The sequence below is a fragment of the Magnetospira sp. QH-2 genome (genome assembly GCF_000968135.1).
Classification (GTDB): Bacteria; Pseudomonadota; Alphaproteobacteria; order Rhodospirillales; family Magnetospiraceae; genus Magnetospira.
Genome location: NZ_FO538765.1, coordinates 2,168,279 through 2,195,250, shown reverse-complemented (window position 1 = coordinate 2,195,250; position 26,972 = coordinate 2,168,279). Strand labels below are relative to the sequence as shown.

The 26,972-nt window shown below is 60.9% G+C and carries 21 protein-coding genes, 1 tRNA gene and 1 CRISPR repeat array; of the genes, 9 read left to right on the top strand and 13 right to left on the bottom strand.

Features of this window, described 5'->3' with window-relative positions; genetic code table 11:
* Positions 1-44 precede the first annotated feature (44 nt).
* The 7 genes from MGMAQ_RS10365 to MGMAQ_RS10335 all read left to right on the top strand — a co-directional run bounded on the left by MGMAQ_RS10365 (position 45) and on the right by MGMAQ_RS10335 (position 8,264).
* The gene (locus MGMAQ_RS10365) at positions 45-2,318 is read left to right on the top strand and encodes an NADP-dependent malic enzyme (protein WP_046021492.1); all 2,274 of its coding nucleotides are present in this window, start codon (positions 45-47) and stop codon (positions 2,316-2,318) included.
* The gene (gene mgtE / locus MGMAQ_RS10360) at positions 2,315-3,712 is read left to right on the top strand and encodes a magnesium transporter (RefSeq protein ID WP_046021491.1); all 1,398 of its coding nucleotides are present in this window, start codon (positions 2,315-2,317) and stop codon (positions 3,710-3,712) included. The genes MGMAQ_RS10365 and mgtE overlap by 4 nt, the downstream gene beginning before the upstream one ends.
* A 52-nt stretch (positions 3,713-3,764) precedes the next feature.
* A complete protein-coding gene (locus tag MGMAQ_RS10355) occupies positions 3,765-5,561 on the top strand; it encodes a hybrid sensor histidine kinase/response regulator (RefSeq protein WP_158498831.1) in 1,797 nt (598 codons plus the stop codon).
* Between the two features lie 72 nt (positions 5,562-5,633).
* Positions 5,634-6,317, top strand: a complete 684-nt coding sequence (locus MGMAQ_RS10350) for an SDR family oxidoreductase (protein WP_046021490.1) — start codon at positions 5,634-5,636, stop codon at positions 6,315-6,317.
* Positions 6,318-6,446: 129 nt separating this feature from the next.
* The gene (locus MGMAQ_RS10345) at positions 6,447-6,959 is read left to right on the top strand and encodes a response regulator (protein WP_052716303.1); all 513 of its coding nucleotides are present in this window, start codon (positions 6,447-6,449) and stop codon (positions 6,957-6,959) included.
* A gap of 103 nt (positions 6,960-7,062) precedes the next feature.
* Positions 7,063-7,557 carry an Hpt domain-containing protein gene (locus MGMAQ_RS10340; protein ID WP_046021489.1) on the top strand — a complete coding sequence of 165 codons (495 nt, stop codon included), beginning with the start codon at positions 7,063-7,065 and terminating at the stop codon, positions 7,555-7,557.
* 470 nt (positions 7,558-8,027) lie between these two features.
* The gene (locus tag MGMAQ_RS10335) at positions 8,028-8,264 is read left to right on the top strand and encodes a hypothetical protein (RefSeq protein ID WP_046021488.1); all 237 of its coding nucleotides are present in this window, start codon (positions 8,028-8,030) and stop codon (positions 8,262-8,264) included.
* On the opposite strand, the gene MGMAQ_RS10330 is transcribed toward MGMAQ_RS10335, so the two are convergent.
* Together MGMAQ_RS10330 and MGMAQ_RS10325 are read right to left on the bottom strand one after the other, a co-directional pair.
* The gene (locus tag MGMAQ_RS10330) at positions 8,265-9,374 is read right to left on the bottom strand and encodes a hypothetical protein (RefSeq protein ID WP_046021487.1); all 1,110 of its coding nucleotides are present in this window, start codon (positions 9,372-9,374) and stop codon (positions 8,265-8,267) included.
* A gap of 44 nt (positions 9,375-9,418) precedes the next feature.
* On the bottom strand, positions 9,419-10,528 hold the full coding sequence (locus MGMAQ_RS10325; protein WP_046021486.1) for an NAD(P)/FAD-dependent oxidoreductase: 1,110 nt from the start codon (positions 10,526-10,528) through the stop codon (positions 9,419-9,421).
* A gap of 131 nt (positions 10,529-10,659) precedes the next feature.
* Here MGMAQ_RS10325 and MGMAQ_RS10320 point away from each other — a divergent pair.
* Positions 10,660-10,736: transfer RNA gene (locus MGMAQ_RS10320), tRNA-Arg, on the top strand.
* Positions 10,737-10,960: 224 nt separating this feature from the next.
* A CRISPR array of direct repeats spans positions 10,961-13,413; the repeat unit is 31 nt; unit sequence GTTTCAATCCGCGCCCCCGTGTGGGGGCGAC.
* A 183-nt stretch (positions 13,414-13,596) separates the two neighbouring features.
* Here the strand turns inward: MGMAQ_RS10320 and cas2 are convergent.
* From cas2 to MGMAQ_RS10265, 11 genes are all read right to left on the bottom strand, one after another.
* A complete protein-coding gene (cas2, locus tag MGMAQ_RS10315) occupies positions 13,597-13,887 on the bottom strand; it encodes a CRISPR-associated endonuclease Cas2 (protein WP_046021485.1) in 291 nt (96 codons plus the stop codon).
* A 79-nt stretch (positions 13,888-13,966) separates the two neighbouring features.
* A complete protein-coding gene (cas1c, locus tag MGMAQ_RS10310; protein WP_046021484.1) occupies positions 13,967-14,983 on the bottom strand; it encodes a type I-C CRISPR-associated endonuclease Cas1c in 1,017 nt (338 codons plus the stop codon).
* Positions 14,980-15,612: a CRISPR-associated protein Cas4 gene (gene cas4, locus MGMAQ_RS10305; RefSeq protein ID WP_046021483.1), complete on the bottom strand. Its 633-nt coding sequence runs from the start codon at positions 15,610-15,612 to the stop codon at positions 14,980-14,982. The genes cas1c and cas4 overlap by 4 nt, the downstream gene beginning before the upstream one ends.
* A 4-nt stretch (positions 15,613-15,616) precedes the next feature.
* Complete coding sequence (gene cas7c, locus MGMAQ_RS10300) at positions 15,617-16,474, bottom strand: type I-C CRISPR-associated protein Cas7/Csd2 (protein ID WP_046021482.1); 858 nt, start codon at positions 16,472-16,474, stop codon at positions 15,617-15,619.
* Between the two features lie 3 nt (positions 16,475-16,477).
* Positions 16,478-18,208: a type I-C CRISPR-associated protein Cas8c/Csd1 gene (gene cas8c / locus MGMAQ_RS10295; RefSeq protein ID WP_046021481.1), complete on the bottom strand. Its 1,731-nt coding sequence runs from the start codon at positions 18,206-18,208 to the stop codon at positions 16,478-16,480.
* Positions 18,205-18,882 carry a type I-C CRISPR-associated protein Cas5c gene (gene cas5c / locus MGMAQ_RS10290; RefSeq protein WP_046021480.1) on the bottom strand — a complete coding sequence of 226 codons (678 nt, stop codon included), beginning with the start codon at positions 18,880-18,882 and terminating at the stop codon, positions 18,205-18,207. Before cas5c ends, cas8c begins: the two co-directional genes overlap by 4 nt.
* Positions 18,883-18,895: 13 nt before the next feature.
* Complete coding sequence (locus tag MGMAQ_RS10285; RefSeq protein ID WP_046021479.1) at positions 18,896-21,070, bottom strand: CRISPR-associated endonuclease Cas3''; 2,175 nt, start codon at positions 21,068-21,070, stop codon at positions 18,896-18,898.
* A gap of 666 nt (positions 21,071-21,736) precedes the next feature.
* Positions 21,737-22,939: a sodium ion-translocating decarboxylase subunit beta gene (locus MGMAQ_RS10280; protein WP_046021478.1), complete on the bottom strand. Its 1,203-nt coding sequence runs from the start codon at positions 22,937-22,939 to the stop codon at positions 21,737-21,739.
* Between the two features lie 13 nt (positions 22,940-22,952).
* The gene (locus tag MGMAQ_RS10275; RefSeq protein WP_046021477.1) at positions 22,953-23,348 is read right to left on the bottom strand and encodes a biotin/lipoyl-containing protein; all 396 of its coding nucleotides are present in this window, start codon (positions 23,346-23,348) and stop codon (positions 22,953-22,955) included.
* 17 nt (positions 23,349-23,365) lie between these two features.
* The gene (locus MGMAQ_RS10270; protein ID WP_046021476.1) at positions 23,366-23,710 is read right to left on the bottom strand and encodes a hypothetical protein; all 345 of its coding nucleotides are present in this window, start codon (positions 23,708-23,710) and stop codon (positions 23,366-23,368) included.
* Between the two features lie 11 nt (positions 23,711-23,721).
* Positions 23,722-25,275 (bottom strand): acyl-CoA carboxylase subunit beta, encoded by a 1,554-nt coding sequence (locus tag MGMAQ_RS10265; RefSeq protein WP_046021475.1) that lies wholly within the window; start codon positions 25,273-25,275, stop codon positions 23,722-23,724.
* Between the two features lie 490 nt (positions 25,276-25,765).
* On the opposite strand from MGMAQ_RS10265, the gene bktB reads away from it, so the two are divergent.
* Positions 25,766-26,947, top strand: a complete 1,182-nt coding sequence (bktB, locus tag MGMAQ_RS10260; RefSeq protein WP_046021474.1) for a beta-ketothiolase BktB — start codon at positions 25,766-25,768, stop codon at positions 26,945-26,947.
* Positions 26,948-26,972: the final 25 nt, after the last annotated feature.

Below are 26,972 nucleotides of genomic sequence, written 5' to 3'. Positions count from 1 at the left end.
AAGTGAGAAAGCCCTTCTTTCTTACCCCTGCGGGAGAATGCTTCATGGACGACGATAAGTTTCGCGAGGGCGCCCTCGAATATCACCGCTCCCCGGTTCCCGGAAAAATATCCGTTACCGCCACCAAGCCCCTGTCCAATCAACGGGATCTGGCATTGGCCTATTCCCCAGGCGTGGCTGCCGCTTGCGAACTGATCGTCGACGATCCGGACGAAGCGGCGCAGATGACCGCCCGGGGCAATCTGGTCGGGGTGGTCACGAATGGCACGGCGGTGCTCGGCTTGGGACCCATCGGGCCGCTGGCATCCAAGCCGGTGATGGAAGGCAAGGGGGTATTGTTCAAGAAATTCGCCGGGATCGACGTGTTCGACATCGAACTGGATGAATTGGACCCGGACAAACTGGTGGATATCGTCGCGGCCTTGGAGCCCACCTTCGGCGGTATCAATCTGGAAGATATCAAGGCGCCCGAATGCTTCATCGTCGAGAGCAAGCTGCGCGAGCGCATGGGGATTCCGGTGTTCCACGACGACCAGCATGGCACGGCGATCATCGCCGGGGCCGCCGTGACCAATGGTCTGCGAGTGGTCGGCAAGTCCTTCGATCAGGTCAAACTGGTGGCTTCCGGTGCCGGGGCCGCGGCTTTGGCCTGTCTCGACATGCTGGTTACCTTGGGTCTGAAGAAGGAAAACATCATCGTTACCGACATTGCCGGGGTGGTCTATGAGGGCCGCACCGAGCAGATGGACCCCTACAAGGCCCGCTACGCGGTGAAGACCGCGGCGCGGAGCCTGAACGATGCGATTGATGGCGCGGACATCTTCCTGGGTCTGTCGGCGCCTCGGGTGCTGAAACCCGAAATGGTCAAGAAGATGGCCGATAGGCCGCTGATCTTGGCCCTGGCCAACCCGGAGCCGGAAATTCTGCCCGAGCTGGCCCGCGCGGCCCGCCCGGACGCCATCATTGCCACCGGGCGGTCGGACTATCCCAATCAGGTCAACAATGTGCTCTGCTTCCCGTTCATTTTCCGTGGTGCCCTGGATGTGGGGGCGACGACCATCAACGAGGAAATGAAAAAGGCCTGTGTGAATGCCCTGGCCGATCTGGCCATGGCCGAGGCCGACGAACGGGTCTCCATTGCCTATCCGGGCCAGGAACTGAAATTCGGGCCCGAATTCCTTATCCCCAAGCCCTTTGATCCGCGATTGATCTCCCATGTGGCCCCGGCGGTGGCCCGGGCGGCCATGGAGACAGGCGTTGCCCGGCGGCCCATCAAGGACTTCAAAGCTTACGAGGAGCGTTTGGAACGCTTCGTGTTCCGCACCGGCATGGTCATGAAGCCGGTGTTCGACAAGGCCCGCCAGGACCCGCGCAGCGTCATCTATGGCGAGGGCGAGGAAGACCGGGTGCTGCGCGCCGTTCAGGTGTTGATCGATGACGGGTTGGCCAAGCCGATCCTGATCGGTCGTCGCGAGATCATCGCCGACAAGGTCCAGGACCTGGGCCTGCGCTACAGCCTGGAAGATGACGTGGATATCCTCGAATTGCCCCGTGATCCGCGTCTGGAGTCCCTGGCGCAGCTCTACCATGATCTTATGCAGCGCGAGGGCGTGTCGCCGGATCTGGCGGCCTCCATGGTGCGTGGCCGTCCCAGCTTGGTGGCGGCGCTGATGGTCAAGAGCGGGGAGGCCGATGCCATGGTCTGCGGCACCACCGGACGCTATCAGCGGCATCTGAACCATGTGATGGACGTGATCGGTCTGGCCCCCGGGGTCAACGAGGCCTCGGCCATCAACTTGTTGATCACGCCCAAGGGCAATCTGTTCATTTGCGATACCAATGTCACGCCGGATCCAACCGCCGAGCAGGTGGCCGAGATGACTCTGCTGGCCGCCAACGCGGTGCGGCATTTTGGTGTCGAGCCCAAGGCGGCGCTTCTTTCCCATTCCAACTTCGGATCGGGCCGGACGCCCTCGGCGGAGAAAATGCGCGAGGCCCTGCGTTTGCTGCATGAGATGGCCCCGGATTTGGAAGTGGAAGGCGAGATGCATTCGGATTCCGCCCTGTCGCAAACCATCCGCGAACGGATTTTCCCCAATTCGCGACTGAAGGGGCGCGCCAACCTGTTGGTCATGCCGACCCTGGATGCGGCCAACATCGCCTATAACCTGGTCAAGATGTTGGCCGATGGTTTACCGGTGGGGCCGATCCTGATCGGCGTTGACCGTCCGGCCCATATCCTGACGCCTTCCGCCACCGTGCGCGGCGTGGTCAATATCAGTGCCTTGGCCGTGGTCGGCGCCCAGGAGGCCGAATGACGCCGCCGAATAAAAACGACGATTTGGTCAATCTGCCGGAGGGTTTGATCGGCGAGGTTGCTTCGGCCCTTGAACAGGGAGACCAGGAAAAGGCCAGTGACCTGATCAGGCCGCTGCACTATGCCGATACCGCCGATCTGATCGAACAGCTTCCGTCTGATCTGCGCCTAGACCTGATTGATCTGCCGGGCGAACCTTTGGAGCCGGAGGCCTTATCCGCCCTGGACGAGCGGGTGCGCGAAGAGGTCATCGATCACTTGGAGCCTGAAGCCCTGGCGGCGGTGGTTCATGAGATGGCCTCCGATGATGCCGTTGATCTGATCGAGGATCTGGACGAAGGCGAGCGCCAGGAAGTTCTGGAAGCTTTGCCGGAAGGCGACCGGGCGCTGATCGAGGAAAGCCTGACTTATCCGGAATTCTCCGCTGGACGATTGATGAGCCATGAACTGGTGGCGGTACCGGAGTTTTGGTCCGTCGGAGAATGCATTGATCACCTGAGAGCCGTTGCCGACCAGGAAGAAGGGGAGGGAAAAGGGGAGACACTGCCCGAGGATTTTTACGACATATACGTGGTCGACCCCCGTCACCATCCGGTGGGCACCGTGGCTCTCAATCGGTTGCTCCGGTCCCGTCGCGCCGTCGCGCTATCGGATATCCTACAACAGGACACGGACCCCGTCCCGGCGGCAACGGATCAAGAAGAAGTGGCCTATCTGTTCAGTCAGCGCGATCTGGTCTCGGCACCGGTGGTCGATGACAACGGCCGGCTGGTGGGTACCATCACTATCGATGACGTGGTGGATGTTATTCAAGAGGAACAGGAAGAGGATGTATTGCGTCTGGCCGGTGTGGCCGAGGACGACCTGTTCAGTGGCGTATGGCAAACCGCCCGGTCACGATTCACCTGGTTGCTGGTTAACCTGGGTACGGCGGTGCTGGCCTCGTTGGTGATTGGTCTATTCGATGCCACCATTGAACAGATGGTCGCCTTGGCGGTGCTCATGCCCATTGTTGCCTCCATGGGCGGCAACGCCGGGACTCAGACCCTGACTGTCATGGTCCGCGCCCTGGCAACCCGCGATGTAACGCCGGACAGCGCCATGCGAGTGCTGGGCAAGGAAACCTTGGTGGGCATTGGCAATGGTGTTGTTTTCGCCATTCTCACCGGCTTGGTGGCCTGGGGCTGGTTTGGCGAGCCATTGGTTGGTGGCATTATCGCCGGGGCCATGGTGTTCAATATGATTGTCGCCGCCGTGGCCGGGGCGACCATCCCGCTGGTCCTTGACCGGATGGGGATCGATCCGGCGATTGCTTCCACGGTGTTTTTGACGACGGTGACCGATGTGGTGGGCTTTTTCTCGTTTCTCGGGTTGGCCGCTCTCGCTCTGGGGTGATGATCGGAGGACTCGGCAAACATAACAATTTGGTTATACTTAGGTGGAGCAATTGGGGAGTCCCGCTTTGCACGACGAAGGGCCACCGCCCGTCATTCGGGTTTTAATCGTCGAGGATAATCCTGGGGACGCGGTGCTCGTACGCGAACACCTGCGGGAGATCTACCGTATCCGCTATGAAACGGCGGCGGAAACGTCCCTGGAAGCCGGATTGGCCCGGGCTGATCGGGAAGAATTCGACGTGGTGCTGTTGGATCTGTCCCTGCCGGATTCCTTTGGCGCAAAAACCGTGGCACGCGCGCGCGCTCATCTGCCCAATGTGCCGCTGGTGGTGCTGACCGGCATGGATAACGAGGAAACGGCGCTCCTGGTATTGCGCGAGGGAGCGCAGGACTACCTGGTCAAGGATGAGGTGGCGCCACCGATCCTTGATCGGACCATCCGCTATGCCATCGAACGGGCCCGCACCGAACGCACCCTGACCCAGTATATCTCGGAATTGGAAATCTCCCGGCACAGCCTGCAAGAACAGGCCGAACGGCTGGAAAAACTGACCACCGAGTATTTCCGGGAAAAAGAAAAAGCCGAGGCGGCCGATCGCAGCAAGAGCGAGTTTTTGGCCACCATGAGTCATGAGATCCGCACACCATTGACCGGTGTGCTGGGCATGGCCGACTTACTCAAGGAAATGGACCTGGATCCCAAGGCCAGCGAATACGTCGGCATGATCCATGAGTCGGGCGAGATGTTGCTGCGAATTCTCAATGATATCCTGGATATGTCGCGGCTGGAGGCTGGGCGCCTGGAATTGGACCTGATCGATTTCAATTTGGAACAGCTGGTCCGCGATCTGCAAAAACTGATGCTTCCCAAAGCCCAGGAAAAAGGCCTTCATTTCGATCTTTCCTTTGAGGAAGGGTTACCCGAAGGTCTCAACGCCGACGCCGTGCGCATTCGACAAATCTTGTTCAATTTGACCGGCAACGCCTTGAAGTTCACCCAAACGGGTGGGGTCTCGATTCATGTCAGCCACACTCCTGATCACGGAAACGGCACGCTGCTAAAGTTCGAGGTCGTCGATACCGGGATTGGCATTCCCGAGGCACTCCACCCCAAGCTGTTCGAACGCTTTTCTCAGGCAGACGCCACCACGGCCCGTCGTTTCGGTGGCTCGGGATTGGGGCTGGCCATTTGTCGGCATCTGGTGGAACTGATGGGCGGTGACATCGGATTCAGCAGCGAATCAGAATCAGGCAGCCGTTTTTGGTTTACTATTCCCTGCTCCTTGGGGCACTCGCCAACCGGGGAAGAACCTTCCGATCAGATCCTCAAGTACCGGGCACAACGCTCGTTGCGAGTTTTGGTCGCCGAAGACAATCGGATCAATCAGCAATTGATCGCCAATATGCTGTGGCCGCTGGGCCATGAGGTCAATTTGGCCTCCAACGGTGTCGAAGCCTTGAAGCTGGCCGAAGAATGGGCGTTTGATCTCGTGTTAATGGATGTGCATATGCCTGAAATGGACGGGCTTGATGCCACACGGGCCATCCGCCGCCTTGGTGCCCCTCGGTGCGACGTCCCGGTGGTGGCGGTTACCGCCGACGTGACACCGTCTCATCTGAATGATTTTCTCGATGCGGGCATGGATGCCAGCGTGGTCAAGCCCATCGATTTCAGCGCCATGCTCGAAACCATCAACGAGGTAATGGGAGAACAGGTCCATCTGCGAGATGTTCCTGCAGCGGCGTCCTGTCCCGAGCCGTCCAAACAGCCGGGTCGGGATGATAGTGAGCCTAGCCCCGAATTGAGCGATTTCCTGAATCGGTTGGCGGACGCCGCGCGCCGTTAATCCGGTCTTGCGGTGAACAATTGATTGCCGCCTAATGGGCGCATCCCGAATCAGTGCGAAGGAAGCTCTTTTATGCCGACAGTCCTCATTACCGGCGCCGGAAACGGGATCGGCCTTGAATTCGCGCGACAATGTGCTGCGGATGGCTGGCGCGTTCTGGCCACCTGTCGTCAGCCAAAAAAAGCCAAAGCCTTGAAAGCCATCGAGGGTGATGTGGTGATCCGCGATATGGATGTGCTCGATTTCGACCGGGTGCATGGCCTGGCCAAATTGTGGAAGAAAGAATCCATTGACCTGCTGTTGCTCAATGCCGGGGTCTATGGCCCAAGACCCTGCACTTTGGGGGGGCTGGATTACAAGGCCTGGGAAGAGGTGCTTTGGACCAACCTTATGGCCCCGGTGAAGGTGGCCGAGGCGTTTCTGGACCATGTGGCCCGATCCGAGGGCAGGCAGATCGCGGCCCTTTCAAGCAAGATGGGCAGCATGAGCGATAATTCCTCCGGCGGCTCGTATATCTATCGCACGTCCAAGGCTGCCCTCAACGCGGCCATGAAAAGTCTTTCGGTGGATTTGCTCAAACGGGACGTCTGTGTGACCATGTTGCATCCCGGCTGGGTGCGGACCGACATGGGCGGACCCAATGCCTTGATCGACGTGGACGAAAGCGTTTCGGGATTGCGCAAGGTCCTGTCCAAGCCCGCCGGAGAATTGAACGGTCGTTTCTATAATTACGACGGCCAGCCCATTCCTTGGTGACGGGGAAAGTATCCATCCCGTGATCAGGGGCTTGTCGGACCCCTTCTCAAAAGTATAGACTGGAGCTGAGAACCTCTCTCATCATCGGCTGGGGGGCCGCATGGGAGGGGAGCAATGCACGGGAGGGGCATGGGATTTATGGTTGACGGAAATCTGCAGGGACTAAACATTCTGATCGTGGAGGACAACATCCACTTTCGCACCTTGTTGACCACCATTTTGAAGCATGGGGGCGTCAGCGAAATCCGTGAAGTGGATAACGGCGACGATGCTTTGGAAGTGTTGCAGGGGTTCAATGCCGACCTGGCCATTGTCGATTGGAAGATGGAGGGCATGGACGGCCTGGAATGCGTTCGCCGCATCCGCCGCGATACCCCCCTTGAGGCGGAGTGGCGCAAGATCCCGGTGTTGATGGTCTCCAGCAAGGCAGGGGGGACCCTGCCGGCCATGGCCCGGGACGCGGGTGTCAATGACTTGCTGCCGAAACCCATTTCCCCGAGAACCCTGATTGGCGCGCTCATCGAAGTGCTGGAGCGTCCGACAGCCTTTATCGATAGTTCCGCCTATGTGGGACCGGACCGCCGTCGGATTCAACAGGACTTCGGGGGCATGGAGAAGCGGACGGAAAGCCTGTCCGTGTAAGGGAAAGTGTCAATTCGACCGGCTGGATACTTGCGGCAGCCGGGTCTCCACCGTTAATGTGGGTTCACGAAGGCCGCTGGTCACAACCAAATGGATCGAAGGCATGTCCGAAGAAGCCAAAGGCGAAATCATTCAGCCCCCGAATTTGCTGAAAAACAAGGTTGGCCCTCCCGGCGCCGGGGGTGGGGTCGATGCCGCGACTCTTGCCAAGGCGGAGATGGTAATCGCCGATATGGCCGAAGACTATCTGGACTGGGTTCAGGCTGATTTGGATGCCCTTCAGGGGGCTTATGACCTGCTGGCCAACGGCAATGACGAAGAAAAAACCAACGCGCTGAAGAGCATTTTTGGGGTGGCCCACGATATGAAGGGCCAAGGCGGCAGTTTCAATTACCCGCTGATCACCCAGGTCTGCTACCAGCTTTGCCGGTTCCTTGAACATCTGGAAACTCCCAATGAGAAGGAGATGGAGGTCATTCAACTCCATATCAATGCGGTCCAGTTGATCATTCTGAATCAGATGACCGGCGATGGCGGAAAATCAGGCGAGAGTCTGGTGCGTGGCCTCGAATTGGTATTGCAGAAGGTCGGCGCCTAAAGCCTTTCGCGCGTGTCGGGTCCAATCGGACCCGTTGGACCTGCACGACCCTATTGGAATCGGTCGCGTCGTTTTAGATCGGATTCGATCAAACAGAACGTGATCCACACCGCAAACTCACAAGAACGATACAATTTTTTCGCTCTCTTCGTGGGAGGGTCGTTGACGTCGCCTTGGGGCCCGTCGCATGGGATCAGAACCGATCCAACACGAAAAACACGATCGGTATCAATAGAGTCACGCAGATTTGCCGGACCTCGGCTGGGTCGGCTTCAACTGAATTCGACCGTCGTTGAGGCATTTTATTGCGCCGCGGCATTAAAAAATTTGCAAAAATTTCCTTGCAACCCTGGAAAACGTCGTAATAATTCCTTAACTAAAGTCGATCAGCATTAATGCTGCGTGGTGTGTGCCGCGTATCAAGGCTGAAATAGGGTCGCGTGTTCAGGGAAGTTGGAAGGAAACCAAGGATGTACCAGCCGCCGAATGGAGAGCTTCGCGCTTTTGATGTTCGATTCGTCAACACAACGGTGCGTGAGAAGCTCGCAAACCACGAATCCCACAGCCTTTACGAAGACCGGTGGGGTGAGACTCAGGTGTTGCGGATCAACGCCGACAGCGCCGACGAAGCGCGGGCCAAAATCACCCGACGTTATCCGGCGGAGCAGGGTTTCGTGGTCGAAGCGGTGCAAGAAGCCGCCAACTGATCACAACGGATCGGCCTCGATGTCGCCCTCGAAGAAGTGGTAGACGTCGAGGCCTTCCAAGACCACGCCGTCGAACCCCTGGGCGATGATCCCATAGACGTAGGAATTGGTGTTCCCGGTCAGGATCTGCTGCCATTCGGGATTCCAGTACTGGGCGTAATAGGAATCCGGCTGGCCGGGGTAGGGGGAATCCACCCAGGCCGGGGAGCCTTCGCCCCAGCCGTCCTTCCAGTAATAGCGATAGCTGCCCGTAACGCCGACATTCATGGAAGCCAGTACCAACCGCTTGGCACCGCTTTTCTTATATTTCAGGGTTTCCACCGCGCGTTTGCTTAACGGGGACCGCCCGTGCTGCACATCGACGATCACCGCATCATAGTTGGTTTCATGTACCTTCAAGGCGAACTCGTCCTGACGCCCAAAGGCGGTTGAATCGGGCAGCATGAAAAAGTTGCGGACATCCTTCAGGCCGATGACGGACTTGGCGTTTTCCCGATAGGGGCGGCGCGGGACTTTTGGCAGGCTGTTCAAGGCTTGACCTCGGGCAAAGGCGGGGGCGGCGACAAAGCCTTTCTTGTTGGCCTTGTCCAGCACCTCATAGGCCTGTTTGGCGGTGCCCACATAATCGACGACAAAAACCGGAAGGGCGGATTGCTTGGCCAGGTTCAGCAGTTCCAGAGCTTTGGTGTTGCGCGCTTTTGTTACCGGCTTGCCAATTTCCGGCACGCCGTACCACACGCCCTCTTGCAAGATGCCGTCAATGGCCTGGTTGAAGGTCCGGGCGGGCAGTTGGGCGGTGGGATCGTCGAGATCGGTCTTGACCACCAGCCCCAAGGGGTTCTGTGCCACGACTAGAAAGTTTCGGTTATAGCGGCGGGTGAATTTGCTGATGTTCTGGACCAGGCTGCGCATGGCCTCGCGCGGATCTTTCGGGCCCTTCAGCAGACGTCGTTGGGGGCCTTCATCGCCCTTGCCCCTGTTGATGACCTTGCCTTGGGCGCGCACTTGCCCTTCCTCGGTTTGAGCCGGGGCCTCGGGAGTCAGAATCAGGCTTCCCGCCATAAGGGTCGCCAGGATGGTCAGGGTCTTGATGCCGCGCATGCCGAACATGTCCTTTGCCGTTGCGTCTTGGAGTAAGTGACTTATGCCGCAGGTTAGTTCGATGCCAGGTGAGCGGCAACCCGCTCGCCAATGGCCAGGGAGGCGGTCAGGCCGGGAGACTCGATACCGAACAAATGAACAAGGCCTGCGATGCCGTGGGTTTCCGGGCCGCTGATCAGGAAATCCTGGGCCGCCTCGCCAGGCGCCTGAATTTTCGGACGGATGCCGCAATAGCCCGGCTGGAGGGCGCCATCGGGCAAATCCGGCCAATATCGGCGGATCGCATCGTAAAACGAATCGGCCCGGTTGGGATCGACTTGATAGTCCAGGTCCTCGACCCATTCCACATCCGGCCCAAAGCGTCCTTGACCCCCCAGGTCCCGGGTATAGTGACAGCCCAACGACGCGGCGCCGGGAACCGGATAGACCAAGCTCTCGAATGGGGCCTTGCCAGCGAGGGAGAAGTAATTGCCCTTGCAAAAATAGCGCGGCGGAATGTGTTCGGGCGGCATGCCTTCCAAGGCCGCGGCGGTGGGTTGCGCCCAAAGGCCTGCGGCATTGACCACGGACCGGCAGAGCAATTCCATGGGATCGCGGCCGCCGACCCGAAGCAGGATCCCGTCTTCGGTAATCCGGCCAGAGTCCACCGGGCTTCCCAAGGCGATGGCGCCGCCCGCGGATTCCAGGTCTCCGTGCAGGGCCAGCATATATCCGTGGGTATCGAAAATACCGGTGCTCGGTGACCAAAGGGCGGCCAGGCAGCGCAGGTTGGGCTCGCGGGCGAGGGCTTCTTTCTGAGACAGCCATTGAAGGTCGGTACAGCCGTTGGCCGCAGCCTTGGAAAGAACCTGATCCAGTATAGGCTCTTCTTCGGCTGTTGTTGCCACAACCAGTTTGCCGCAGCGCCGATGATCCAGGCCATGGCGTTCCAGGTAGTCGTAGAGCAGGGCCTTGCCCCGCAGGCAAAGGCTGCCTTTCAGGCTGCCTTCGGGATAGTAAATCCCTGCGTGAATCACTTCGCTGTTGCGGGCACTGGTTTGCGTGCCTATGGCGTCGGCGCGCTCGAGCACCACGACTTCGCGCCCGGCCAGCGCCAGCGCCCGGGCCACCGCCAAGCCCACCACTCCGGCTCCAATGACCGCACAATCCAATGGTTCTGTCATGGCTCGCATTGTGAGAAGGGCACAAGCGGTGGTCAAGGAAAAGCGGGGCGGGAGGGGATCACGACTTGATTGGTATGGGCAATCCGGTGTATCACCGCCTACGACCTTGTCCCGGTGGGCCCAAGGTCCGAGCACCCGTAGCTCAGCTGGATAGAGTGCTGCCCTCCGAAGGCAGAGGTCACAGGTTCGAATCCTGTCGGGTGCGCCATTTTTTTCAACGACTTATACTGTTATTCGTTTGAAAAGAACGGCGCCCGGCAATCATATGGCAATCATCCATGCGACATTAGAACATCGCTGCGAAGCGGATTGCGGCGAGCCCCCAATCTTGCTGTTCGGGCTACTTAATCTCTAAGAGGCGGATTTAAAAGTATCCTTGCCCCCGTGTGGGGGGCGACGGAACATGGCCCGGCACGCCTTGACGCTTTTCAGGTTTCAATCCGCGCCCCCGTGTGGGGGCGACCGGCGAGCAGGCCCTTTTTGCCCGCCCCGTTGCCGTTTCAATCCGCGCCCCCGTGTGGGGGCGACTTGGGGCCAACCACGTTGGCATCGACGGTATTCAGTTTCAATCCGCGCCCCCGTGTGGGGGCGACCCATGACCAGACCTCCCAGCGACTGGCCCTGGAGGTTTCAATCCGCGCCCCCGTGTGGGGGCGACGTAAAGAGGGCCGCACAGGCCGTCGGCGGTACGGAGTTTCAATCCGCGCCCCCGTGTGGGGGCGACAAACGCTGGTGCTCAATGGCGAGATGGGCGCGATGGTTTCAATCCGCGCCCCCGTGTGGGGGCGACCCGTCACCTTCTCGACCAGGCGCGGGCACTTGAGTTTCAATCCGCGCCCCCGTGTGGGGGCGACATCTCGCGAACGCTCAGCAACGTTCACCCCAAAAAGTTTCAATCCGCGCCCCCGTGTGGGGGCGACCCATCCACGTCCGCAAGAACGGCGAGACCGTTGTGTTTCAATCCGCGCCCCCGTGTGGGGGCGACGCAAATTTTCGCCCCCCTCCCGTCCTTGATCTGGATGTTTCAATCCGCGCCCCCGTGTGGGGGCGACACAGATCCGCAGCAGACCTTACGCACCTGGACCGTTTCAATCCGCGCCCCCGTGTGGGGGCGACGACAGCCTTGGGCCTGGGCTATCATCTATGCTGGGTTTCAATCCGCGCCCCCGTGTGGGGGCGACCTGCCGCGTAAAGGAGGGTGAGATGGGCGGCGCAACAGTTTCAATCCGCGCCCCCGTGTGGGGGCGACTTAGCGTCCGTACCGACATGGCCCGTTACCAGTTGGTTTCAATCCGCGCCCCCGTGTGGGGGCGACTGGCTACTTTCTGTGGACAAAGCGGGGAGAAATCGTTTCAATCCGCGCCCCCGTGTGGGGGCGACATACAGCACGCTCTCAGACGCTTGTGGAACTCCAGTTTCAATCCGCGCCCCCGTGTGGGGGCGACCCTCCGGGTCGAACAGGTCGGCCATGGAGGCGCGTTTCAATCCGCGCCCCCGTGTGGGGGCGACGCCCGAGCTGTTGGCGTAATAGAGGCCGCGCGGAAGTTTCAATCCGCGCCCCCGTGTGGGGGCGACGCGGGACAATTTCTCTCAACACGGCAACAAGTTTGTTTCAATCCGCGCCCCCGTGTGGGGGCGACACGAGTCCGGCCCCTCCCCCGTGGCGCTCCACGGTTTCAATCCGCGCCCCCGTGTGGGGGCGACATCTTCCCCCAGGTCACCGCCTGCCCAAACACCGTGTTTCAATCCGCGCCCCCGTGTGGGGGCGACTTCGGTCGATGCCCTGGAGCGGCACCTGGGGCGGGTTTCAATCCGCGCCCCCGTGTGGGGGCGACTCCATCAAGAGACCTCCCGACCATTGGCGGCCTCGTTTCAATCCGCGCCCCCGTGTGGGGGCGACACCGCCACGGCGGTCGGGGTTTGCGGTGGCTACAGTTTCAATCCGCGCCCCCGTGTGGGGGCGACTTCAGGGATTGCCTTCGGTCGCGTGCCTATGCTGTTTCAATCCGCGCCCCCGTGTGGGGGCGACCCGGTCGCATGGCTGACTGGCAGGCCCAGATCGAGTTTCAATCCGCGCCCCCGTGTGGGGGCGACAGGTGGAGCGCCTGGCACGCCGAGGAGGCGACGATGTTTCAATCCGCGCCCCCGTGTGGGGGCGACGGCAGCGGCCTGAGCGACCTTGTCCGCAGTGGACGGTTTCAATCCGCGCCCCCGTGTGGGGGCGACACGACATTGTCGGACGACGGACAACGGTGGATCTGTTTCAATCCGCGCCCCCGTGTGGGGGCGACGCGGACCATGCCGCTTTCGGCATCCCGCGACGGAGTTTCAATCCGCGCCCCCGTGTGGGGGCGACGCCCCGACTGAGGGCTTTACCCCACCCCTGCGGGCCATGTTTCAATCCGCGCCCCCGTGTGGGGGCGACTTGTGCAAGGCGCTATGGCCTTGTATCCCGCAATGTTTCAATCCGCGCCCCCGTGTGGGGGCGACTTAACCAGGGCCGAGGATATGACCGTATCAACCGTTTCAATCCGCGCCCCCGTGTGGGGGCGACGCCGCTTTGCTGGTGCTGTTCCTGCGCATCAAAACGTTTCAATCCGCGCCCCCGTGTGGGGGCGACCGAAGGGGTTGCCCCAGGGGCCGGGCCTGCCGACGTGTTTCAATCCGCGCCCCCGTGTGGGGGCGACCGACACCGCCACCACCACCACCGGGCGCACCGTCTCGTTTCAATCCGCGCCCCCGTGTGGGGGCGACCCACAGTGCAAGCGCACTGTCCACTGCCACGTTGCAGTTTCAATCCGCGCCCCCGTGTGGGGGCGACAAGCCGTGCGGGCGGCCGTCGGCGGGGATTTGGGTTTCAATCCGCGCCCCCGTGTGGGGGCGACGCCGTCAGGATAACCTCCTGCGACGCAAAGGGAAAAGACGTGATTCGCGCGGAGTCTTCGCAAAATCCGGCGACAACCGTCTTGCGTCGTTCATTCTGCCAAACAATGTCAAACAACATCAATAAGTTATGCCCTGCGCGAACCTCCCGGGGAATCCGCCCCTGCTAGGGGTTCGCGCAGAGCCTACAGCAATAATGGTCCTTCCAGGTCTAGGGGCACCCGGTTGCCTTGATGCTCAATGCGGCGTTTCCCCTCCGCGCCTAGAAAATAGAACCGCAGGCTATCCTTCTTGGGGTCCATTTCGTCGAGCAGTCGGGCGCGCAGGGCTGTCCAGGCGGCGGGCGTCACCTCGCATTCAAACACCGAGAACTGCACTCGCTGCCCATGGTCCTGGCAGGCCTTGGCGATCCGACGCAAACGACGGCGTCCGGCCCGGTCGGTGGTTTCCACGTCGTAGCTGATCAAGACTAACATCGCTGCCTCCTAGATCACGTCGTGATCGATTCCAATAAGGTCGCGCGTGTCTAGCGGGGCCGATTGGACCCGACACGCGCTAGCGCCACAAACACGGCGGATAGCCGTCCAGGTCGCCGCGCAGATGGCGCTTTAGCAAAAGGGCCTGCCAATGCCAGAACAGACCCAGCGTCGCCGGTTCGTCGAGGAACGGGTGCCGTCGTTCGTCTTTCTTGCGTTCCTGCCAGGCTTCGATGACAGTGCGCCGGGTGGCGTCGTCCATCACCACCCCACCGCCGTCCAGCACCTTGAAACCCTTGCCCCGCACCTGCCCCCGATTGACCAGCGACAGGGCCAGACGGTCGGCGATCACGGCGCGAAACTCCTCCATCAGATCGAGCGCCAGCCCTGGTCGCCCTGGGCGGTCGCGGTGCAGAAAACCGACCTGCGGGTCGAGCCCCGCCGTTTCCAGGGCACCGCGCACGTCATGGGCGAGCAGGGTGTAGAGGAACGACAGCAGGGCGTTCATCGGGTCCAGCGGCGGGCGGCGGCTGCGTGCGGTGAAGACGAAAACCGGATCGCCGCCGATCAGTTTCGGGAAGGCCGCCCAATAGGTCCGTCCGGCCTCTCCCTCCAGACCACGCAGGCCGTCCACCGTGGCCTCGCCGGGCAGGCGGCGGAGCAGTCTCCCGAGGCGGTCGGCAGCGGCGTTGAGGTCTGGATCGTCCTTCTCCCTGGCCCCCCGTTGCAGCACCTGACGGGCATTGGCGAGCTTGCCGGTGAGGAAGGCCCGTGCCAGTCCGGCGCTTCGAGTTGGATCGTCGGCCCAACGGTATTGGGCGCGGCGGATCAACACGTTGCCCGAGGTCGGCCCTTCCAGGCGGGCCATGAAACGCCCGCTTTGGGAGAGATGGGTGAGAGCCACGCCGTTCGCCGCGCAATGCTCCAGGAGCTGCGGACTGTGTGAAACCCGGCCCAAACAGACGACACTTTCCAAGCCGCCAATAGGGATTCGCGCCCGCACCGCGCTATCAACCTTGGCGACGATGCATTCGCCGTCCTTGGCCAGATAGGTACCCTCAGTGGTGACGTAAAGTGTGTTCAGGTGATGTTTCATGTGTCCTCCTCGGCCAGACGGCGGGCCAGCCAGCGGGCGACAGACCGACCGCGCGTGTCCGGGCGGCAGGCCGGTTCGAGTGAGCAATTGCGACAGGGGGCAGCGTCCGGAGGCGGTGGAGTGGTGTTCGCCTCGAACATCGCCCGCACCGATGCTGCGACCGCTGCCGTGCGGGCGCGCAGGGCGGCATCGAAGGAGACCTCCAGCCGCCGCCGCTTCTCGCCATAGAATAGCGCCCCGGCGGGTACCGGAATCCCGAGCACCTCTTCCAGGCACAGAGCTTGGGCACAGAGTTGCACCCGGTCCTCGTCGCCTTTTTTCGGGCGACCGCGCTTATGCTCGACCGGAAACGGGACGGCCTCGCCGTTGGCTGCGGGATGGAACTCCACCGCGTCGGCTTTGCCCACGAGGCCGAGGGCGAGGCTGCGCAGGGACATGCCGAATGCCCGGTGCTGTCCGTCGCGCTGCTCCGCTCCGCCCCGGTCGACCCGTTCGTGAGCCGCCCGGCCCTCGGCGGTGCGGCTGTTTTCGATCCAGAGCTGTTCCAGGTGGATCAAGGCGCACTGCCTCGGGCAGACCACGAAATGTTGCAGGGCCGACAGGGGGATCAGGTCATCCTCTTCGTACATGGCGCTACACGAGGATCATCACCTCCACGCCCGAGGGTAGGCTGGTTTGGGACACCGAAATGTCGAAGTCGGAGATATCGCGCGGCGTGTCGGCTTTCTGCCGCACCGAAACTCGGCCGAACAGATCCTGGGCGCGGGCGTTGCCAAGCTTGCTGTCATGCTTAAACACGATCAGCTTTTGGGTCGCCATCATGCCACGCGCCGCCGAACGATCGACTTCGAACATGCGTTCCAGGGCTTCCCACAGCAACGTGAGATCGGCCTCGGAAAAGCCAGTGCCACGGTCGCCTTCGGCCAGGTGCGGCGAGACGAAACCATGCGCCTGGTATAGACCATAGGCGACGGTATTCTTGCCGCCCATTTCAGTGGTTCCCCCTTCGGCGGCGCGAGCCTCGGTCTCGCGGGCGACGCGGGTGATGGTATGGTCCATGGGCAGGATACGGTTTTCCGAGCGGGCAAAGGTGATCTGCACCGGGCCGCGCACCTGTCCGGCGTTGAACTTCTTGGTTGACATGACGGCCCCGAAGGTCCGCACGTCGTAGAAATTCTGGCACATGAAGGCACGGGCCACATCGTGGTCGCCCTTGTCGGTGGAATCGGGCTTCTTTCCTTCATAGGGCACGCCCCTCTGTTCTTGCAGCACCGAACCCTCGCGGACGTAAATCTCGTTCGGCGCGGCGTTGTCGTGCTTGAGCCCGACGTAGTTGCGCACCTTGCGCTTGAGGGCCACATCGGTGACCAGACCGTGGCCGGTTTCCGGGTCGATGCGCGGCATGTTGCCGGCGTCCGGGTCGCCGTTGGGATTGCCGTCCTTGACGTCGAACAGCAAGACGAAATCGTAGCGATTGGCAATGGCGGTCATGGCTCAGTTCTCCTCGTGGGTGTCATGTTTGGTGTAAAGGTCGCGGTTCTGGTGGTGGTAGCCGATGACGAACCGGCCCTGATCGTCGATTTCCAGGTGAGCGGGAAACCCTTCGGTTCCGTCGAGCTTGCCCATAATTTCGTTGATCAGGTTTTCATAGCGTCGGGAGTACCTTTCGTTGGCTCGCCGCACTTTCTTCAGGTGGGCGTTTTTCAAGCGGGACAGTTCGACAAAGGCCGCGCGTGGCGTCGATCCAGCGGCACCGAAGAAACGGTCACGAATGGTCGTGTTGATGCCGGGATTAGCGGCCTGTTGAATGCCCTCGTACACGGCAAACAGCCGTCCAAGGAGGTAGCCGGTGGTCGTATTTTCAGGGTCGAGAGTCACGGTGATCTCCTTTGCTGGGATGTCGGACTGACGGATGCGGCGATTGAGCACCGCCTTGATCAGGGCGGCGCGCATGGTGGGGACGGACTGCTCGGCCCGGCAGCGTTCCACGGCGCGGGCGAGCAAAGTGGCGGGATAGGCCGTGTTTTCGAGAGCGGCGCGGACGATGTCTGCGGCGAGGTTGCCGCGCAGGCCGTCAGGTAGGCTTTTCGGGTCACCTCCAATGGCGATGGTACCGAGGAGGCGCCACAGGCTGGGCAACGGGTCTTCTTCACCTTGCTTGAGTCCGATAATAGCCAGGTCGTCGAAGTGCTTTTTCATCTGGTTGGACAATTCGCCAACCGTTCCTTCGTACCAATAGCGCACGGCCAGTCGGGCGGCATTGGGGGCGAGGCCCAGCACATAGAATGGAGTCCCGTCGTCCTTCGCATCGTTCAGGCCTCGGCGTACCGCACCGAGAGTCTTCTTGACCGGCTTCTCCTGGTCATCCGTGGCCACCTCGTAGCCGGAGAAAAAGCTGCCGAAGGACTCCTCCATCGCAGTGTCGTCCTGGGCCCAGAAGACGAAGGTGGTGTCGCCCTCCACCATGTGCCGTTCCTTATTGTCGCGGGCCAACAGCTTGTTGAGCGCGGCGGTATAGGCGAAGGCGGCTTGTTCGGAGACTTGGGCGTTGGCTCCCTGTTTCCAACCATGCGAAGTGAAAGCTTCCAGGTTGAACGAGACCAGGGCCGCGCCGACGCTCTGGGCGCCCCGCACTCCCTTGATGGAGGGATGCAGCACCGCGACAGGACCCTGCATGCCCGTGACCAGACAGCGCACGGAATCACCTGACGAGGCAACCCCAGCGATGGCAGCGGCGACCATGGGCCGTTCGCAGACCAAGCCGTCGTCGCCCTGGAGACGGAACGACACGTTGCCCCCTTCCGCTGCCAGGGTCTCCCAACCGGCCAGGGCTTCAAGAACCGCGTTATCCCGCCTGGCGAGAAAGGCCGTCACCGCCCGCACGCCCGCATCGGCCAAGGCTTCCGTCGGCAGGGCGGCGACCTTCTCGACGAAGGCGGCCCGGCGTTCCGGCACTTTCGCCGCCTGTTTGTCCGTCGCCCCGGCCCGGGTCAGCCCGAGCACGTATTCGGCGTTGTCCCACAAGAGGTTGGCGGCAATGCCCACGGTCCGCTTGACCTCCGCCGGGAGGGTGAAGGTCCGCTCCGTATGGTGCAGGGCGACCGGCGCGCCGTCGGGGGCAAGCTCGATTACCCAGGGGATCACCTTCTTCTGAAACCCCGGCGGTTCGACCTCACCGGTAGCAAGCAGCCGGTCATAGTATCGAGCGAGACTTTGCAGGATCATCGCAACACCTCCGCCGCGCCGGGCGCGGGAATGTTCAGCGAGCCGTTGTCCAGCCGTGCCTCGAAGAAGGTCGGCGTCGGTTCCTTGCCCGTGAAGTCGATGTCATGCAGCATCCATCCAAGGGATTCGGTCTTCGAGATCGGTGCGATTTCCGCCCTGTCGTTTAGCAGATCGAACTCGCAGGCGAACTCCCGGTTGCCCAGGTAGGGCCGGTGGAAGCACTGGCCGGCGGCAGCACGACGGCGGAACATCTCCACGTATTTGGTCAGGCTGTCGTCCGGCCCGGCCTTGGGCGTCAGGCCGAGGCGGGCGTGGATCACATAGGCCACGTCGCGCAGAATCAGAGCGGCCCGTTGTTGGCGGTTGTTCTCGATATCGAAGCCCAGGGAAACGCCGCTGCCGTTGGCTGCCGACTTGGCGTTGGAGTAGGAGGCGACTCCGCTCACTTCGTTGCGTCGCACCCGGTCCTTGCGGATCGGATTGAGCACGTCGATGCGCTCGACCACCCAACGCATCTGCGGCTTCCAGAGAATGGCCTCCAGAACGCCGCGCGCCGCAGAGGGCGTCATCACGTCGTAAGAGACCCGTTCAACCTTCATTTCGGGCCGGGAAAAACAGGCCCGGTCACCCCATACCTTGAGGCGCAGGGGCGGGGAGAGCGTTCCGTCAGTCATGGGGATACCTCCTTTAGATGTTGAGGATGTTCAATCGCGGTTCCGAAAGCCCCGGCACATCGAGGCCGAGGTCGGGGTGGTAAAGAGATTGGTCTGTGAGCACCGGGAGGCCGTCCAGGGTCTCGGTAACTCCCAACTTCGACAGGGCATCGAAATCCCAGCGAGTCAGCGGCACGGTGTAGCGTTGCAGTTTGCGCAGTAGGTCGCGTGACGGGCCGACGCGGCGCAGTTCGTCGATCAGCCGTTCGGCGCATTCATCGAACGGCACGATCACCGCCTGTTGCCCATCCTCGATCATCTGGAAGGCTTGGGCGGCGGTGCGGAAGGCGAGGTGGGGTTGGAGTTTGGCTCCGCCCAAATTCAGCAAACGTCCCATTCCATATTTATCGAGAGTGTCGCCCTTGGCCCAATACAAGGCCTCGAAATAGTCGCGGAAGGCCTGCGGGGTGAAGCAATTCTCCCCGTATGTTCCCCGCACGGTTTCGAGCGCGGTGACGGCTTGCAGAATATGGCCGCGTGGCGGGGCACCCTCGGGCCGGAAGACCACGAACTGTCCCTTGTCGAGCTTGCCTTCCCGGTTGCAGCGTCCCGCCGCCTGGGCCAGGGAGTCGAGCCCGGTCCAGGCACGGAACACCACCGGAAAATCAATATCCACTCCGGCCTCAATCAGGCTGGTGGAGACCACCCGCACCGGCGCATCGGGCGTCCGGACAGTTTCCAGCAACGTCTGCCGATGGGCCGGACATTGCCAGGTGGACAAATGCACAGCGCCATCGGGTAACAGATCGACCAAAGCGCGCGCCTCGCGGCGGGTATTGACGATAGCCAGGGCGCGGGGCTCGGTGGCCATGCGGGCGGCCAGTTGGTCCCACGGCGTCCGGTCCGACAGCCATGTGACGGTGACCCGCTTGAGGGCTTCGAACAGGCGGGGCGGGTCGGGGGCGATCTCCCGCGCCTCTCCCAGCTCCTTGAAGACCGAACGCAAGGCGGGCTGGGTGGCGGTGCAGAGAACGACGGTTACCCCATAGAACTTGACCAATTGATCTAAAACGATGGTTACCGGGCGGAGCACGGCGGGCGGCAGCGCCTGGGCCTCGTCGAGAATCAGCACGCTCCCGGCGATGTTGTGCAGCTTGCGTACCTTCGATGTCCGGGCGGCAAATAGGGAGTCGAATAGCTGCACCGTGGTGGTGACGATCAGCGGCGCATCCCAGTTTTCCGAGGCCAAACGCGAGCGGCTCGTGTTGCCATCCGGGTCGAGGGCGCTGTGATGTTCGAGAACCGCGTCGCCGCCCAGCGCCGCGCGAAACACATCGGCTGTCTGCTCGATAATGCTGGTGAAGGGCACCGCATAGATGACCCGGCGCAAGCCGTGGCGCTGGGCGTGATCGAGGGCGAAGGCGAGGGATGACAGGGTCTTGCCGCCGCCGGTCGGCACGGTCAGACTGAACAGGCCGGGCGGTAGGTCGGCGGCCTTACGGCAGGCGGCCTGCACCTCGCCACGCACCTTGTTGACATCGCCCGTGACCCCTTCGAAGGTCGCCAGATGGTCGTCGAGTTTCTGCGACAAGGTGGCAAGATCGGCCCAGCCCCGGCGATCTTTCGATTTCTGCCGGTTGAAAAAGGCTTCCGTATCCAGAAAATCCGCGTCGAACAGGGCCGATGCCAGCAGGCGGATCCACAGGCTAAGGTCTTTCCCCGCGCCCAAGGTCAACTCGGGGAAAGGGAAATCAAGCAGATCTCGCGGCGGCTTTGCCGCCAGCGCCCGTTCCAGATGGGAGGTTTGGGTCAATCGATCTTTCAGCCCGCCGCCGCCCTCTGTTGGGTCCCAGTCTGGAAGGCCAGCATGATGTCCGGCGATGACGTAGCCGAGGATCATGCCGAGGCCCCTCTGTTTGGCTTCCAAGGCCCGTTGCATGGCCCACAGCGCTCCGGCAGAGGAATGGTTGACCCGTTTCCTGGGGGCCGGTTGGCCTTCGAGATGGGCGTCGGGGTCGCCACCGATCATTTCCTGGAACTCGGCGGCGTATTTCCCCAGGTCGTGCCACAGACCGGCCAGATAGGCGATGTCGCCCGCCCCCCATGCGGCGGCGAAGCATTGGGCGAGGCGCCCCGTCTCCGTCGAGTGTTCCCATAGGCCGTGGGTGTCTCGGGACAACGGGTTCCGGTGCGCAATAAAATCGGTCATGCGAGTGACTCCCCCCTACAACAACCATAATCGCCAGTAATCATTTAAAAATGCAATTATTAAATTATTAGCCCTCTGAAATTAGACCATTATTTGTTATTTATACCGATATTCCCCAGATGAGCCCTGAATCCAGACACGATGGTGCCAATAAGATAATCCGTTGCACAAACATGGGTTTATTATGGCGAGAATAAACACGATTTTAACGGCAGGATTGGCTTCGACAGTCCTATCGTCCCCAAATTCCTTGCAAAACGGACCCGGGGAAATCGTCAAGATCGGCAAGAGTGGGGCTGAGATCAGGCCAGATGAACGGAAAAATGCGGCGCGAAAGGACAGGGTGGCCCGCTGGACGCTGACGGTCGGCGGCAAGGTCCGCCATCGGCCTGGTGGCTCGACTCACCGGAGACCATCACAATGGGTCCTATGAAACGCGAATGGCTTCAGCAGGCTGCTTAAAAAGTCTGATTTTGAGCGTGTGGCGACACATGCTTCGACAAGCTCAGCATGAGGGCTTTTGTATTTTCAACGTGTTAGCCTCACCCTGAGCTTGTCGAAGGGCGAGGCGGGCCGTCGGACAACACTTTTTCAGCAGCCTGGTAGAAGGCAGAGGTCACAGGTTCGAAATCAGTCAGCTGCGCCAAAACTGCTTTACATCCACGGCTACCGAACCACTGAGATCAGGATCCCGGCGAAAATAGCCGAGGTGATGACGCCGGAAATGCTGGCGCCCAGGGCATGGGGCAGAACCACCGCGTCGGGGGTGACGGCTGCGACGGTCTTTTGCGCCACCTTGGCGGTGGTCGGCACACAGCTCACCCCGGCGATCCCGATCACCGGATTGAATTTCTTGCCGGTGGCGAAGTAAAGGACATAGCCGCCCAGAATGCCGCCAATGCCCGATACGGTCAGCGCGATGATTCCCAGGACCAGCAGGATCAGCACTTGCGGATTGAGGATGGTACTGGCCTCGCATAGGACTCCCAATAACAGCCCCAGGAAGAACGTCGAGCCATAAAGGATCGGACCGGCAAAAGTCTCGGCAAAATGAGTCAGGCCGCTTTCGCGGATCACCACGCCAATGAATAGCGAGAAAAACAGCGGAGCGGCAACCGGGAACAAGAAGCAAAGAAGGACGCAGGTGACCACGGCAAAGACCAGCTTTTCCGAAGATTTGATCTCGCGCACTTTTTCCTCTGGCATTTTCAGCCCGCGAATATGGCGCGGCACCATCAATTTGATGAGCAGCGGATAGCCCCCATAGGTCAGACCCAGATACAGATAGGCCACCACGGTGATGGGGACGAAAAGATCTTCGGACAGGATCAGGGCGGTAAACAGGATCATGGGCCCGTCAGCACCGCCGATGGTCGCCGTGGCCGCGGCGTCAGGCAAGGATAGTCCCCACCAGACCGCCAACGGCAAGACCACCACCGTGCCAAGCTCGGCGCAAAGGGCCAGGAACATGGAGGTGAAGGGCCGGGCCATGACAAACCCCACGTCCAACAGCACGCCAATGCCCATGAACACCAGACAGGCGATCAGGCCATTGGCAAAGGTGAAGGTATAGACCGGCTGCAACCAGTTGATCTGCAAGATCGTCATCAATTTCTGGGGATCATCGACCAAGGGGTCCAAAAACAAGGTGCCCTGAGATCCGTCGGCCAGGAAAAGGACCGAAGCATTGACCACCGCCATGCCCAGCCCCATGGGAATCATCAGCAGGGCTTCCAACACCCCCTTGCGTCCCAGATAGACCAGGGTCAGACCCAAGGCGATGAGAAACAGCCGCCCGAACAGGATCGTTGGCTCGGAAGACAGCAGTGTGTCCAGGCCCTGAAAAACGGAAAGAAGGTCAATATCCATGAGGGGGGCAGCCTTAAGTAATGGTCATGATGGGCTGGCCCGCGTCAACCGCGTCACCTTCGGCGACCAGAATTGCCGCGATGGTACCGCTCTTGTGAGCGGTCACGGCGGTATTCATTTTCATGGCCTCAATGGTGCAAATCTTGTCGCCCTCCGACACCGCATCCCCAGCTTTGACATGCAACCCCGTGATCATGCCGGCCAACGGGCTGAGCTTGTCATCCGGACCCGCGTCCGCCGCCGGCGCAGGAGACGATGGCGCCGACGGGGCTTCGGGTGCGGGCGGCGGAGCCGTTACCGCTGCGGAAGTCAGGGAAGGGGAGGGGTAGAGATTACCGGCGTCGTTGACCTCTTCGACGGTGACGTCATAGGGATGACCGTCCACGGAAATTCGAAAGTGTTTGAGCATGGCGGGGCCTTTCCCTTTTAACGTGGCGTGTTGTGGTTGCGATGGGGCCGGTTCAGATTGTGCGATGTCTGATGCATGATCTTGCCTTCGGCGGACCAAGTGGCGCCGAGGGGACTATCACCGATATGGACGATCCGGTGACTGCCCATCATTGAATAAACCGTGGCGGCAATGGCGGCCACATGCTCCGCTGGAATGCCGGCGGCGACCACCGGTTTCGGCTTGGGTGCCGATACAACAACCGGAGCCCGGCTGGTGGATGACAGCAAAACCACGATGCCCTTGACCAACACCGCCACGATCATCGAGATGACGATGGCTAGGCCGTACATCCACAGGGACTGAAAAATCAGATCTCCCAACGCAATTCCCCTTAAACCGGCATGTTGCCGTGTTTCTTTGGCGGTCGCAGTTCCCGCTTGTTGATCAGTTTCCGCAGCGACAGGGCCAATACACCTCGGGTCTCCGCCGGATTGATGACATCGGTGATGTATCCACGGGCCGCCGACAGATAAGGCGAGGCAAATTTCTCCCGGTATTCCGAGGCCAGTTCGGCTTTCATGGCCCTGGGGTTCTCGGCCTCTTTCAGTTCGTTGCGATACAACAGATTGACCGCGCCCTCGGCGCCCATAACGGCAATCTCCGCCGTCGGCCAAGCGTAAACGAAATCGGCGCCCATCTCTTGCGAGCACATGGCCAGATAGGAGCCCCCATAGGCCTTGCGTAGGATGATGGTGATCTTGGGCATGGTCCCTGAGGCATAGGCGAACAGCAACTTGGCCCCATGACGGATGATGCCGCCGCGTTCCTGTTCGATGCCGGGCAGGAAGCCGGGCACATCGACCAATGTAACCAGCGGAATATTGAAGATATTGCAGGTACGGATGAACCGTCCGCCCTTGTCCGAAGCATCGATGTCCAATGCGCCGGCCTTTTCCATGGGATTGTTGGCGACGATACCGGTGACGATGCCGCTGATCCGGGCAAAGCCGACCACCAGATTGCGCGCCCATCCGGCATGGACCTCCAAGAAGCTGTCCTGATCCACCAGCCGGTCGATGATGGCGTAAATATCCGTTGGTTCAGAGGAAGACTCGGGAATCAACTCGTTGATCAGAAGATCTTCGCCCAGCTCTAGATCGCAGTAGGGTTGATGGGGCGGATCCTCGGTATTATTGGATGGCAGATAGCTCAACAGACGTTTGGTGATATCCACCGCATGGGCGTCGCTTTCGGCCACGAAATGTACATTGCCGCTGACCGTGGCATGGACGGCGGCGGCGCCCACGTCGGCCATGGAGACTTCGCGCCCCGTGACGGCCTTGATGACCTGCGGCCCGGTGATGAACATATGAGCGTTTTCCCGGGTCATGATGATGAAGTCCATCAATGCCGGGGAATACGAAGCGCCGCCCGCGCAGGGACCGGCGATCACGGCGATCTGCGGCACCACGCCGGACAACAGCACATTTTGATAGAATACATGACCATAGCCGGACAGGGAATCGACGCCTTCCTGGATTCGCGCGCCGCCGGAGTCCTTGAAGGCCACGATGGGGATGCCGTTTTTGCGGGCGAACTTCATGATCTCGACGATTTTCATGGCATGAGCCATGCCCAGGGTGCCCGCCATGGCGGTGAAATCCTGGCTCACCCCGGCGACTTGGCGTCCGTCCACATAGCCGGTGCCGACCACCACGCCGTCGGCGGGAATCTCCTTGTCGGCAAGACCGAAATTGACCGCTTGATGGCGAGCATGCAGGCCCACTTCCTGAAAGGTGTTTTCGGAAAACAAGCGGTCCAGGCGCTCCCGGGCCGTCATCAGCCCCTTGTCATGTCGCTTGGCGATCTTGTCCGGGCCCCCGCCTCGACTGGATGCCTTGCGGTGGGCCTCCAAGTCGTCAAGCAGCCTTTTGGCGATCGGCATTGGTGCATTCCCCCTCGAACCGAAACAAATATTTTTCTCCAGCTGTGAAAGTATAGGATAAATTCCAGTCAAACGCACATCTATAAAAATGACATCTACAAGCCTTAAATTGCTGCTACTTTAAAATATTCTAATATATGAATATTGCAGCGGGGAGAGAATTGCCTGTTATGTGCTGCGAGAATGGCCTTATGACAGCCTGTATTTGCCTCCTTCTGCCGTTGCGTGGGCGGTTTACTTGACCTAAAATCTTCCTCGGAAACATCCAGGGGGCTGTTGACTGGACGACTCGGTGGGCATCACCTCGTATATTTTTGACTGAATGATCGCCATTGGGGCGGCGTTTTCACTTGATCGACCGCAAGCCGGTGCGATCGCGGCGGCTGGCAATTCTTGGGGATTTCCATCATTTGCAATAACGACCGTTGGCGCGGTGCCGACGCTTGTCGGCAAGGGGCTGCGGCCCAGGATCAATCGGGAGAGAGAGGCTATGACACAATCAGTAGTTTTTTTGAGTGGCGTGCGAACGGCCATCGGCGATTTCGGCGGTGGATTGCGTGATGTGGAAGCGACCAAACTGGCCTCGACGGTGGTTGCCGAGTCGGTGAAACGGGCCGGAGTGTCGGCGGATCTGGTCGATCATTGCGTGATCGGCAACGTCATCCATAGCGAACCCCGTGACATGTATATCTCCCGCGTGGCCTGCATTGACGGCGGTCTGCCGCAAAGCTGTCCGGCGCTCACGCTCAATCGCCTGTGTGGCAGCGGCATGCAGGCCATCGTATCAGCCTCGCAGATGATCATGTTGGGGGATGCCACCATGGCCGTGGCCGGTGGCGCCGAGAACATGTCCCGCTCGGGTTATACCCTGCAGACCAATCGCTGGGGCGCCAAAATGGGCGATAGCAAAATGATCGACATGATGGTCGGTGCCCTTTCGGATCCGTTCGGTGCGGGACATATGGGCATCACGGCGGAAAACGTCGCCAACCGCTATGGGGTCAGCCGCGAAGAGCAAGACGCTTTCGCCGCCGAAAGCCATCGCCGGGCCATCGCCGCCCAGGCCGCCGGCCATTTCGATAGCCAAATCGTCGATGTGGAGGTCAAGCAACGCAAGAAGGTGGTGATCGTCAATAAGGACGAACATCCGCGAGGCGATGTGACCGCCGAATCCCTGTCTGGCTTGCGCGCCGCTTTTGATCGCGAAGGCAGCGTCACGGCGGGGAATGCCTCGAGCCTCAACGATGGTGCCGCCGCCGTGGTGGTGGCCAGCGAGGAAGCGGCATCCAAGGCCGGCGCAACACCGATCGCCCGACTGGTGGGATATGGCTTTTCGGGTGTGCAGCCCGATGAAATGGGCATTGGTCCGGTGACTGCGGTTCAGCAAGCCCTGGCCAAGACCGGCATGAAGCTTGACGACATGGACGTGGTCGAATCCAACGAGGCCTTTGCCGCCCAGGCCTGTGCCGTGGGCAACAAGCTGGGCTTCGATGCGGCCAAAACCAATCCAAACGGCGGCGCTGTTGCCTTGGGTCACCCCATCGGTGCCACCGGCGCCATCATTACCGTCAAGCTGATCTATGAATTGCAGCGCACCGGCGGTCGCTATGGGCTCGCCACCATGTGCATCGGCGGCGGCCAAGGCATCGCCATGATCATCGAACGCCTGTAAGGGCACGGAAATACTCAAAGACAAC

Bases quoted from the DNA above. Each gene is read 5' to 3' on its own strand.
- MGMAQ_RS10365 (WP_046021492.1), top strand. From the start codon at position 45: ATGGACGACGATAAGTTTCGCGAGGGCGCCCTCGAATATCACCGCTCC.
- mgtE (WP_046021491.1), top strand. From the start codon at position 2,315: ATGACGCCGCCGAATAAAAACGACGATTTGGTCAATCTGCCGGAGGGT.
- MGMAQ_RS10350 (WP_046021490.1), top strand. From the start codon at position 5,634: ATGCCGACAGTCCTCATTACCGGCGCCGGAAACGGGATCGGCCTTGAA.
- MGMAQ_RS10345 (WP_052716303.1), top strand. From the start codon at position 6,447: ATGGGATTTATGGTTGACGGAAATCTGCAGGGACTAAACATTCTGATC.
- MGMAQ_RS10340 (WP_046021489.1), top strand. From the start codon at position 7,063: ATGTCCGAAGAAGCCAAAGGCGAAATCATTCAGCCCCCGAATTTGCTG.
- MGMAQ_RS10335 (WP_046021488.1), top strand. From the start codon at position 8,028: ATGTACCAGCCGCCGAATGGAGAGCTTCGCGCTTTTGATGTTCGATTC.
- MGMAQ_RS10330 (WP_046021487.1), bottom strand. From the start codon at position 9,374: ATGTTCGGCATGCGCGGCATCAAGACCCTGACCATCCTGGCGACCCTT.
- MGMAQ_RS10325 (WP_046021486.1), bottom strand. From the start codon at position 10,528: ATGACAGAACCATTGGATTGTGCGGTCATTGGAGCCGGAGTGGTGGGC.
- cas2 (WP_046021485.1), bottom strand. From the start codon at position 13,887: ATGTTAGTCTTGATCAGCTACGACGTGGAAACCACCGACCGGGCCGGA.
- cas1c (WP_046021484.1), bottom strand. From the start codon at position 14,983: ATGAAACATCACCTGAACACACTTTACGTCACCACTGAGGGTACCTAT.
- cas4 (WP_046021483.1), bottom strand. From the start codon at position 15,612: ATGTACGAAGAGGATGACCTGATCCCCCTGTCGGCCCTGCAACATTTC.
- cas7c (WP_046021482.1), bottom strand. From the start codon at position 16,474: ATGACCGCCATTGCCAATCGCTACGATTTCGTCTTGCTGTTCGACGTC.
- cas8c (WP_046021481.1), bottom strand. From the start codon at position 18,208: ATGATCCTGCAAAGTCTCGCTCGATACTATGACCGGCTGCTTGCTACC.
- cas5c (WP_046021480.1), bottom strand. From the start codon at position 18,882: ATGACTGACGGAACGCTCTCCCCGCCCCTGCGCCTCAAGGTATGGGGT.
- MGMAQ_RS10285 (WP_046021479.1), bottom strand. From the start codon at position 21,070: ATGACCGATTTTATTGCGCACCGGAACCCGTTGTCCCGAGACACCCAC.
- MGMAQ_RS10280 (WP_046021478.1), bottom strand. From the start codon at position 22,939: ATGGATATTGACCTTCTTTCCGTTTTTCAGGGCCTGGACACACTGCTG.
- MGMAQ_RS10275 (WP_046021477.1), bottom strand. From the start codon at position 23,348: ATGCTCAAACACTTTCGAATTTCCGTGGACGGTCATCCCTATGACGTC.
- MGMAQ_RS10265 (WP_046021475.1), bottom strand. From the start codon at position 25,275: ATGCCGATCGCCAAAAGGCTGCTTGACGACTTGGAGGCCCACCGCAAG.
- bktB (WP_046021474.1), top strand. From the start codon at position 25,766: ATGACACAATCAGTAGTTTTTTTGAGTGGCGTGCGAACGGCCATCGGC.